This is a genomic window from Amycolatopsis circi (assembly GCF_003385235.1).
GTDB classification, from domain to species: domain Bacteria; phylum Actinomycetota; class Actinomycetes; order Mycobacteriales; family Pseudonocardiaceae; genus Amycolatopsis; species Amycolatopsis circi.
On the sequence record NZ_PQIA01000025.1, the window covers coordinates 75,012 to 85,389 of the forward strand.

Consider the following 10,378-nt stretch of genomic DNA (forward strand, 5'->3'; position numbering starts at 1 on the left):
GAAAATCGCTAGGTGCCCGCCCTAGCGAAACCCCGTCGGCTGCTCGTCGTCACCGCCGTGCTCGTCCTCGTCGTCGCCGCTGTCGTGGTTTACCTGACGACCCGCTCGGACGACGAACCCGTGGCCGAAACCGCGACGAGCAGCCCGGCCAGCGCTCCCACCAGCTTCAGCCCGCCGAGCAGCACCGCCAAACCGGCACCGCTCGACGCGGCGGGCTACCAGAAGCTGCTCACCGACATCGGCGCGTCGATCACCCCGGCGGTCCAGCAGCTCGGACAGGCGACCACGTCCGCCGCCGTGCGCGACGCGGGCACGAATCTCACCAACGCGGCAGGCAAGGCCATCGAGAAACTCGACGCCGCCACTCCCCCGGACGCGATCAGCGGCACCCACCGCTCGCTCATGACCGATCTCAACGTCCTCTACAACAGCTCCGTCTCGAAGATCGTCAGCGACGCGGTGAGCAACAAGCTGTGCGGCGGCATTTCGGCCACCGCCGCGCTGAGCCGCGACCAGGGCATCGCCGGCCTGCGCGGCACCCTCGCGAAACTAACCGCCGCCGGGTATCACCTCGGCCCGCTCTTCCCCGACCCGCAGCCGGATCCGAACCGCGGCGCGGCGAACGGCGCGGTCCTCACCGGCGCGGGCGGCGGCAAGAACACCATCTCGGTCAAGAACAGCTCCGGCACCGACCAGGCGGTGACGCTCGCCGACGGCAGGAGCGCGGTGTTCACGGTGTACGTGAAAGCCGGGGCCACCGCGTCGGCGAGCGGCATCGCGGACGGCAGCTACACCGCCTACAGCACCGGCGGCACGGACTGGGACGCCGCCAACGGGCGCTTCACCCGCGACTGCTCGTTCTCGAAGTTCAGCCAAGCCGCCTCGATGAAGGACAACGGGTACACGCACACCAACCTCGACCTCACGGTGCGCGAGATCGACCCGTACGCGACGTCGTCCAGCCTCTCCCCGGAGCAGACCGCGATCGAGGCCGCGGACTACCCGCGCTGACCTACTTGCGGATCTCCAGCGTGCAGCACTTCGGCCCGCCGCCAGCCTTCCGCAGCTCCGAGATGTCCACGTACACCGGCTCGTAGCCCCGCTCCGCTAGCCGCGCGCCGAGGTCCGTCGCCTCGACCGGCAGCACCACGTTGCGCCCGTCGGACACCCCGTTCAACCCGAAACACTCGGCATCAGCCGTGGTCGCGAGAACAGCGTCCGGGAACATCCGGCGCAGCACGCGCTGCGAGCCCGGCGAGAACGCGTCCGGGTAGTAGACGACCTGCGCAGTCGCCGTGTCGGTCGCCTCGGCCAGCACGAACAGCGCGGTGTCCAGGTGGTAGTAGCGCGGGTCGATCAGCTGCAGCGACACCACCGGGACGCCGAGCACTTCCTGAGCTTCGGCGTGCGCGGCCGGGTCGGTGCGGAAGCCGGTGCCGGCCAGCAGCAGCTTTCCGGTCCAGGCGAAATCGCCCTCGGCCTCGTTGATTTTCTCCGGCATGGTCAGGTCGCGGTAGCCGTGTTCGAGGAACCAGCGGCGGAAATGCTCCGCCTCGGCGGTGCGCTGCGGGGCGCGGAAGCGCGAGCCGAGCACCCGCCCGTCCACGACGGTGCCCGAGTTGGCCGCGAACACCATGTCCGGCAGGCCGGGTTGCGGGTCGATTTCCTCGACGGTGTGGCCGAGGCGGCGATAGGTGTCGCGCAGCTCGGTCCACTGCGCGACGGCGACGCCCGCGCTGACCGGCTTCGAGGGGTCCATCCAGGGGTTGATCGCGTAGTCGACGGCGAAATAACGCGGCGGGCACATCAGGTAACGGCGGGGCGTGGGCACCCGCGGCGGCACAGCCTCTCCCTGCATGCAACCAGGCTAAGGTCGAGCCAATCTCGCAATCAATCGCTGTTCACTGCGCACCTGCGTGCTAAACATTGCGTGTGAACACCATCGACCAGCGAATCGTTTCCTGCCTGGTGGCCAACGCCCGCTCCAGCTACGCGGAGATCGGCAAGGTGGTCGGGCTGTCCGCCCCGGCGGTGAAACGGCGCGTGGACCGGCTGCTGGAAACGGGCGTGCTGCGCGGCTTCACCGCGGTCGTCGACCCGGAGGCGCTCGGCTGGGGCACCGAGGCGTTCGTCGAGGTGCATTGCCAGGGCAACGTCACGCCCGGCCGGATCCGCGCCCGGCTGGAGCCGTTGACCGAGGTCGTCGCCGCGTACACGGTGTCCGGCGCGGCGGACGCGATCGTGCACCTGCGCGCCGCCGACATCCACCACCTGGAGACCGCGCTGGAACGGTTGCGCGGACTGGAAATCATCGACCGCACAGTGTCGACGGTGGTGCTGTCTCGGCTGCTGGAGCGCCCGCCGACCCCGTCGTGAGTGCCAATCGCGGTTCTAACCGTGATCGCCACTCACGACGGTGCGATGCTGACCGCCATGACCGACCGCATCCACAGCGAGCACGACCAGGGCGTCGCGCTGCTCACCGTCGACGCCCCGAAGAGCCGCAACGCGCTCACCCTCGACCTCTCCGCCGAACTGGCCGCGGCGGTCGCGCGCGCCGAAGCCGACGAGAGCGTGCACGCGGTGATCGTTACTGGCGCGCCGCCAGCGTTCTGCGCGGGCGCGGACCTCACCGCGCTCGGCAAGGCTGACGCTGAAGGACTGCGCTCGGTGTACGCGGGCTTCCTCGCTGTCGCCGGATGCAGCCTGCCGACAATCGCCGCGGTCGGCGGAGCAGCGGTCGGCGCTGGTCTGAACCTCGCGCTGGCCGCTGACGTACGTCTCGTCGGACCGCACGCCAAATTCATCCCGCGGTTCCTCGAACTGGGCCTGCACCCGGGCGGCGGCATGACCTGGATGTCGCAACGAATCCTGGGTCCGCAGCAGGCGTCCGCGATGGCGTTGTTCGGCGAAACCCTTACGGCGGAATCCGCAGTACGGGTCGGCTTCGCACTGCGCTTTGTGGATGGTGATCACGACGCATTGGTCCAGGCCGCCCGCGACCTCGCCGCCCCGACGGTCGCCGCGCCGCGCGAGGTCGTGCTGTCCACCAAGCGGACTATGCGGCAGACGAGCGGCCTCACCGAACACGCCGCGGCGGTCGACGCCGAACTCGTTCCACAGTTGGAATCGCTGGCCGCACCGGCATTCGCCGAGCGATTGGCGGCGATGAAGGCGCGCATCAGCGGCCGCTGAGCCGGGCCGCGCACAAATTCCCACATTCCGGGAACCCTCAACCTGGAGCAAACTGCTGGTCAGTGCCGTGCGGGCGGCAAGAGACGCGCGTCACTCCGGACGAGGGCCCGATCCGCCCTACGATCGAGGACACCCCGGTGGGCCTGGGTACCCCACACTTGACCGCACTCCGACCGCGGCCTGACGTGTGGCGAGTAACCTCGGAAACAGGCCTCGGCGGGCTCCCCGGGGAGCCGACCCTGGCCCGCAGCACGCCGGGAGAGAGGGATTCCCTGACCCATGAGCACCAGTGCGAACGGCAGCGCGGCCGGGAACGGGCAAGGCGCGCTGACCGCGTCCCGCTCCACCGAGGTGAACAAGCTGGACCGGGTGGTCATCCGGTTTGCCGGCGACTCGGGCGACGGGATGCAGCTGACCGGCGACCGGTTCACCTCGGAGGCGGCGGCGTTCGGGAACGACCTGTCGACCATGCCCAACTTCCCGGCCGAGATCCGGGCGCCACAGGGCACCATCCCCGGCGTCTCGTCCTTCCAGGTGCACTTCGCCGACTACGACATCCTCACGCCGGGCGACCGGCCGGACGTCCTCGTCGCGATGAACCCGGCCGCGCTCAAGGCGAACGTCCGCGACGTCCCGCACGGCGGGACGATCATCCTCAACACCGACGAGTTCTCCAAGCGGAACCTGGTGAAGGTCGGCTACGAGACCGACCCGCTCGACGACGATTCGCTGTCGCCCTTCCAGGTGCACCGGGTCGCCATGTCGACTCTGACCCAGGGCGCGCTCGCCGACACCGGCCTCGGCAAGAAGGACGCCGAACGCTGCAAGAACATGTTCGCGCTCGGCCTGCTGTCGTGGATGTACCACCGGCCGACCGAGGGCACCGAGCGGTTCCTGCGCGAGAAGTTCGCGAAGAAGCCGGACATCGCCGAGGCGAACATCCTGGCCTTCCGGGCAGGCTGGAACTACGGCGAGACCACCGAATCGTTCGCGACCACCTTCGAGGTCGCGCCCGCGAAGCTGGACAAGGGCACCTACCGGCAGATCACCGGGAACACCGCGCTGGCGTACGGGATCGTGGCCGCCGGACAGCAGTCCGGGCTGCAGATCCTGCTCGGCACGTACCCGATCACCCCGGCCTCGGACGTCCTGCACGAGCTGTCCAAGCACAAGAACTACGGCATCATCACCTTCCAGGCGGAAGACGAGATCGCCGGCATCGGGGCCGCGCTCGGCGCCTCCTACGGCGGGGCGCTGGGCATCACGTCCACGTCCGGCCCGGGCGTCGCGCTGAAGTCGGAGACCATCGGCCTCGGCGTGATGACCGAACTGCCGCTGGTGATCATCGACGTACAGCGCGGCGGGCCGTCCACCGGCCTTCCGACCAAGACCGAGCAGGCCGACCTGCTGCAGGCGATGTTCGGCCGCAACGGCGAATCGCCGGTGCCGATCGTGGCGCCGCTGTCGCCCGCCGACTGTTTCGACGCGGCGATCGAGGCCACCCGGATCGCGCTGAAGTACCGCACGCCGGTGCTGCTGCTGTCCGACGGCGCGATCGCCAACGGTTCCGAGCCGTGGCTGGTCCCGAATGTCGAGAATCTGCCGGACCTACGCGTGGAATTCGCGTCGGAACCCAACTCCGACAACGGTTCCGGCGAGTTCTGGCCGTACGTGCGCGACCCGGAGACGCTCGCGCGGGCGTGGGCGATCCCGGGCACTCCCGGTCTGCAGCACCGCATCGGCGGGCTGGAGAAGGCCGACGGCACCGGCCACATCTCCTACGACCCGGACAACCACGACAAGATGGTGCGGCTGCGCCAGGCGAAGATCGACGGCATCGACGTGCCGGACCTGGAGGTCGACGACCCGTCCGGCGAGGCGCGCGTGCTGGCGCTGGGCTGGGGTTCGTCCTACGGCCCGATCGGCGCGGCCTGCCGCCGCGTGCGCAAGCTCGGGATGCCGATCGCGCAGGCGCATCTGCGCCACCTCAACCCGTTCCCGCACAACCTCGGCGAGGTGCTCGCGCGCTACGACCGGGTCGTGGTCCCGGAGATGAACCTCGGCCAGCTCTCGATGCTGCTGCGGGCGAAATACCTGGTGGACGTGCATTCGTACACGAAGGTCGCCGGCCTGCCGTTCAAGGCCGAGGAACTGCAGAACGTGTTCTCCGACATCATCGCCAACCTCGTTCCGGAGGGCGTCAAGTGACCGCCATCGATCTCGGGCTGCCGCAATTGGGCGGCATCGACCTGGTGCCGACCACCGACGAACCGCAGAAGGCCAAGGACTACAAGTCCGACCAGGAAGTGCGCTGGTGCCCCGGCTGCGGCGACTACGTGGTGCTCAACGCCGTGCAGTCGTTCCTGCCGACGCTCGGGCTCAAGCGGGAGAACATCGTCTTCATCTCGGGCATCGGCTGTTCGTCGCGGTTCCCGTACTACCTCAACACCTACGGCATGCACTCGATCCACGGCCGCGCGCCGTCGATCGCGACCGGTCTCGCCACGACGCGTCCGGACCTGTCGGTGTGGGTCGTGACGGGTGACGGCGACGCGCTGTCCATCGGCGGCAACCACCTGATCCATGCGTTGCGGCGCAACGTGAACATCAAGATCCTGCTGTTCAACAACCGGATCTACGGGCTGACCAAGGGCCAGTACTCGCCGACGTCCGGCCAGGGCATGGTCACGAAGTCGACGCCGATGGGTTCGCTGGACATGCCGTTCAACCCGCTGTCGCTGGCGATCGGCGCGGAAGCGTCGTTTGTCGGCCGCGCGATGGACTCGGACCGCAAGGGCCTCACCGAAGTCCTTGAGGCGGCAGCGAAACACCGCGGTTCGGCGCTGGTGGAGATCTACCAGAACTGCCCGATCTTCAACGACGGCGCGTTCGATGTGCTGAAGGACAAGGACGAAGCCGCGTCCCGGCTCATCCCGCTCCGCGCGGGCGAACCGATCCGCTTCGGCTCAGAAGGCGAATACGGCGTCCGCCGCGGCGACTGGGGCGGTTTGGACGTCGGCAAGGTCGCGGAGATCGGCGAGGAAAACCTGGTGGTGCACGACCCGTCGATCGCGGACACGTCGTACGCCTTCGCGCTTTCCCGTCTTGGCGACCAGAACCTGAACCACGTCCCGACGGGCATCCTGCGCCAGGTCGAACGTCCCACGTACGACGACGCCGCGCGGGCCCAGGTCGAGCAGGCGCGTGAGGCCCGGACACCGGACTTGCAGGGGTTGTTGCGGGGCAAGGACACCTGGACTGTCGTCTGACGCTTTAGTCCTCTTACGACAGAGGCCGCCACCCCACTCGGGGATGGCGGCCTCTGTCCTATCCGGACTCAATGCAAGGGACGGAACCCCACCCGCTCAGCATCAGCGGCACTGCGGAACCACACCTCGGCAACCATCTTCGGGAACTGCGGCGAATCCTCCCCGCAATACCGCAACGCCGTCACACTCGCCTTCACCGTGAAACCGTCCGCCGGACGGCCACCGCCCGGACGCGGCATCGCCGAACCCGGACCGAACGGCCCCGGCGGCACCGCGTCATCCGCAGACTGCCGAGCTGGCGGCGGCTCTGGAGCAGCCATCGCGGCCTGGTTCGGCTGCACGGACGGCTCGAACAGCGAACCGCTGTGCCCGCCGGCCAACTCCGGTTCGCGACGCTCCACCGGGCGCATCGACGGCTGGATCGGCTGCGGCGCGTCGAAACCGCCGCGCGGGGATTCGCGGCGCTGCCGCTTCGGCAAGCCCTGGCCGGCCGCAGTGTCCTCTGTGGACTCGACAGCCGGTTCGACGTTCGGGATCAGGTGATCGGTCGTCGAATCCTCTTCGAGGTGGCCGACCGGCGACTCGGCCGGTTCGGCGGGTTCCTCGAACGGCGACCGCTGCGGAGTGTCCGTCTGGTTGAACCAGTGCGGCTCCGGCTCGGCCGCCCGGCCCGGACCCGGGCGGAACAACGACACCGGCTCGGGCTCCGAAGCGGCGGTGTCCAACGGGGTCGGGTCGAGCCGTCGCTCCAAAGAGGACAGTCCGTCGGCCGGGCGACTCGGCTCCTCCTCGGCGGGAGCGTCCGCTTCGAGGTAGTCCGCCGCCGGAACGTCGGCCGGTTCCGGAAGACGGTGGTAGCCGCTGTCGTGCTCGTCCGCCGGTTCCGCGATGCGGTGGTAGCCGCTGTCGTGGTCCTCGGCCGGTTCGGCGACGCGGTGCGAAGCGGTGTCGCGGTCGACCGGCTGCAGATACTGGGTGGCCGCGGCACGGTAGGCCGAGCCGGAGTCCTCCGGCGCACTGTCGACAGGTGCGCTGTCGAAAAGACCGTTCGCCCCTTGGTGTTCGCGGGCCTCGGCCTGAGCGAACGCCTCGTCGACATCGTCATCCGCGGCCTCCGAAGAGTCCACAGAGGCCGCGGGCTCAGCGGCGGCCACCGGCTCCGGAGCCGTGCGGTATTCCGCGTCGTACTCGGCTTCCGGCTCGAAAGCGCTCGTCGCCTGGATGACTTCCGTCGGAGCGTGCTCGCGGCGGTCTCTGGTCCAGTCCTCCGCGGGCGGCAGCACCGCGGTGCGCGCGGGCGTGCTGGCCGCGGCGCGTGCCGTGTCGGCGTGCGCGCTCGCCAGTTCCGCTTCCAGTTCGCGTACCCGCTTGCGGGCCGGACGCGCCAGCACCAGCCAGGCGATGACCGCGCCGACGATGAAGGCCAGCAGGCTCCAGAGCCACACCTGCCCGAAAATGGACATTTCTCGCCCCTTTTAGAACGTTCGCGCGACCAGGTAGTCGGCGACCGACTCGCAAGCGTCGCGCGCAGGGGAAGCGGGCAGCGAGGCGAGCTCGGCACGTGCTCGGGAAGCGTAGTCGGAAAGGGTTTCACGCGCGCGTTCGAGGCCGCTGGAACGGCGCAGCAGCTCGAGCGCCTCGGCCACCAGGTCGTCGTCGGTGATCGGGCCGGCGAGCAGCTCGACGAGCCGCGGTTCGGTGCCCGGATCGGCCAGCGCGTACAGCATCGGCAGCGTGCGCACGCCTTCCCGCAGGTCAGTGCCCTGCGCCTTGCCAAGCTCGACCGAGGGCGACGCGATGTCGATGACGTCGTCGGAGATCTGGAAGGCCGCGCCGATGATGTCGCCGAAGCGGCGCAGCGCCTGGACGTGCTCCTCGGCCGCGCCGGACATCATGCCGCCGAAGCGTCCCGACGTCGCGATCAGCGAACCGGTCTTCTGCGCGATCACGGTGAGGTAGTGCTCGACCGGATCGTCACCAGGACCAGGCCCCACAGTCTCCCGCATCTGCCCGCTGACCAGCTCGCCGAACGTCTCGGCGATGATCCGCGCGGCGTCCGTGCCGAGGTCGGCGACGAGCCGCGAAGCGTGGGCGAAGAGGTAGTCGCCGGTGAGGATGGCGACGGTGTTGTCCCAGCGCGAGTTGACGCTCTCCGCGCCGCGCCGCATGGTCGCCTCGTCCATCACGTCGTCGTGGTACAGCGTCGCCAGATGCACCAACTCCACGGCGGCAGCCGCGATCAGCACCTGCTCGCCCTGCCTCGGCCCGAACTGCGCGGACAGCAGCGTGAACAACGGACGAAAACGTTTGCCCCCCGCCTCGACCAGGTGCAACGCGGCGTCGTGCACAGCGGGCACGTCGCTCTTCACGACATCCCGCAACATCGTCTCGACGTCCGCCAGCCCGCCCGCGATGGCACGCAGCAAGGGCTCGTCCTGGATCTGCAGCCCGACGGTCGCGCGCAGGTCCTCGACAGCGCCATCCCGGGCCGCCCCCGGAGGTGGTGAAGACACAGACACGTCGGCTCCGCTCTCTCGTGGCGCTCTTCGCCAGTCGGTTACCCCCTTCAGGGTAGTGGTTGCCCCGCGGCCTGCCTTTACCCGCTGTCCTGCGGAAACGGTGACGAACGCGACACTCCCGCCCCAGCCGCGCGCCAGGCCACGAACGGGTTGATCCGCGCTCCCGGACGGGTGATCGCCGCCCGAGGACGCAACGGGCGATTCGGACCTGCGGATAGTCCTTGGAGGCAACACTGGCAGCGAGGAGACAAGTCATGATCATCAAGCGCACCGCACTGGCCGGGGCAGCGCTGGCAGCCGCCGGTTTGCTCACCGCCGCCGGAACTGCCGCCGCGGACAGCCCCGCCGGAGTAGCCGACATCGGCAACGCGAACTTCACGAAGTCCGGAACCACGATCTCGATCCCGACCCAGGCCCCGTGCGCCGTAGAAGGCCCGACCACCGGCTCCGCAACCGCCGTCTCCCAACCCGGAGTCCGCTTCGGCGGCGGCACGTCCTCCTGCACCACCGAGGTAACGGACCCAGCGAACGACGTCACCACCACAACGTCGACCGCGACAGGCAACAACTTCGAACTGTCCGCCCTGGTGAGCAATGGCGGAAAACGCATCCGCATCTCGTCGTACACCGTAACCTGCAAGGCAACCCAGAGCGGCACGAACGCGAACTGGACCCTGAGCGGCCTCACCGGAATCAGCGGCCTGCCGTCCCCGATCCCCGCGAACTACACCAAACCGCTGACGAAATCGGACGGAACGGTACTGGCAAACGCAGTCTTCAACATCCAGACGCTGCCGGGCGACGGAAGCATGACCCTGACCATGCTGCGCATCGACTTCGCCCCCGCCTCCGGCGCATCAGGCTCGGTCACGGTGGGCCACACTGCCTGCGCCCCCACCCCCTGAAGTCCGTGAGGGGAACCTTCACGGACTCAGAGTCCCTCAGGGTTCCCCTCACGACCCGCATTCCCAATGCCAGGGGCTTAGGTCGTGCCGCCTCGGCATTGCCAACCGTCCATAAGGACGCCAACCTCGCCGAAATGCCCGCCCCATGCCCTCGTGGCCGCTTGCTCGTGTCCGTGAGGGGAACCCTGAGGGACTCAGAGTCCCCCAGGGTTCCCCTCACGGACAGCTGCACCCCGCACCTGACTCGCCAGCCCCCGCGACCAGGACAGACATCCCTCCAAGCCGCACTCGCAGCGCCGCCTCAAGTCCCTGGCATTGACCCGCATTCCCTCAAGGGGCCCCTCACGGAACTAGATTCCCTCAAGGGGCCCTTCACGGACCTGCCCCCACCCCGCGATGCGCCCGATGTGGCATTGGCGCGCTAGCCCCACCGCGAACCCCACGCGACCAGCGCACCCCAAGCCCCGCGCACCAGCCCTAAACCGCAACC

General features: G+C 69.0%; 9 protein-coding genes. 6 read left to right on the forward strand and 3 right to left on the reverse strand.

Annotation, left to right across the window (positions count from 1 at the left end):
- The first annotated feature begins 12 nt into the window (after positions 1-12).
- Positions 13-1,011 (forward strand): hypothetical protein, encoded by a 999-nt coding sequence (locus D0D37_RS14120; RefSeq protein ID WP_116200972.1) that lies wholly within the window; start codon positions 13-15, stop codon positions 1,009-1,011.
- A 1-nt stretch (position 1,012) separates the two neighbouring features.
- Here D0D37_RS14120 and ddaH read toward each other — a convergent pair whose 3' ends face one another.
- Entirely contained in the window at positions 1,013-1,858 is an 846-nt protein-coding gene (gene ddaH / locus D0D37_RS14125; protein WP_116200973.1) for a dimethylargininase, read from the reverse strand.
- A gap of 74 nt (positions 1,859-1,932) precedes the next feature.
- Here ddaH and D0D37_RS14130 point away from each other — a divergent pair, with 74 nt between their 5' ends.
- The 4 genes from D0D37_RS14130 to D0D37_RS14145 all read left to right on the forward strand — a co-directional run bounded on the left by D0D37_RS14130 (position 1,933) and on the right by D0D37_RS14145 (position 6,464).
- The gene (locus D0D37_RS14130) at positions 1,933-2,376 is read left to right on the forward strand and encodes an Lrp/AsnC family transcriptional regulator (RefSeq protein WP_037712217.1); all 444 of its coding nucleotides are present in this window, start codon (positions 1,933-1,935) and stop codon (positions 2,374-2,376) included.
- 57 nt (positions 2,377-2,433) lie between these two features.
- On the forward strand, positions 2,434-3,195 hold the full coding sequence (locus D0D37_RS14135) for an enoyl-CoA hydratase (RefSeq protein ID WP_116200987.1): 762 nt from the start codon (positions 2,434-2,436) through the stop codon (positions 3,193-3,195).
- 279 nt (positions 3,196-3,474) lie between these two features.
- Positions 3,475-5,403 (forward strand): 2-oxoacid:acceptor oxidoreductase subunit alpha, encoded by a 1,929-nt coding sequence (locus tag D0D37_RS14140; protein WP_116200974.1) that lies wholly within the window; start codon positions 3,475-3,477, stop codon positions 5,401-5,403.
- Complete coding sequence (locus D0D37_RS14145; RefSeq protein WP_116200975.1) at positions 5,400-6,464, forward strand: 2-oxoacid:ferredoxin oxidoreductase subunit beta; 1,065 nt, start codon at positions 5,400-5,402, stop codon at positions 6,462-6,464. Before D0D37_RS14140 ends, D0D37_RS14145 begins: the two co-directional genes overlap by 4 nt.
- A 68-nt stretch (positions 6,465-6,532) precedes the next feature.
- On the opposite strand, the gene D0D37_RS14150 is transcribed toward D0D37_RS14145, so the two are convergent.
- Together D0D37_RS14150 and D0D37_RS14155 are read right to left on the reverse strand one after the other, a co-directional pair.
- Positions 6,533-7,927, reverse strand: a complete 1,395-nt coding sequence (locus tag D0D37_RS14150; protein WP_116200976.1) for a sunset domain-containing protein — start codon at positions 7,925-7,927, stop codon at positions 6,533-6,535.
- 12 nt (positions 7,928-7,939) lie between these two features.
- On the reverse strand, positions 7,940-8,977 hold the full coding sequence (locus D0D37_RS14155) for a polyprenyl synthetase family protein (RefSeq protein WP_116200977.1): 1,038 nt from the start codon (positions 8,975-8,977) through the stop codon (positions 7,940-7,942).
- Between the two features lie 260 nt (positions 8,978-9,237).
- Here D0D37_RS14155 and D0D37_RS14160 point away from each other — a divergent pair, with 260 nt between their 5' ends.
- Positions 9,238-9,888 carry a hypothetical protein gene (locus D0D37_RS14160; protein WP_116200978.1) on the forward strand — a complete coding sequence of 217 codons (651 nt, stop codon included), beginning with the start codon at positions 9,238-9,240 and terminating at the stop codon, positions 9,886-9,888.
- Positions 9,889-10,378: the final 490 nt, after the last annotated feature.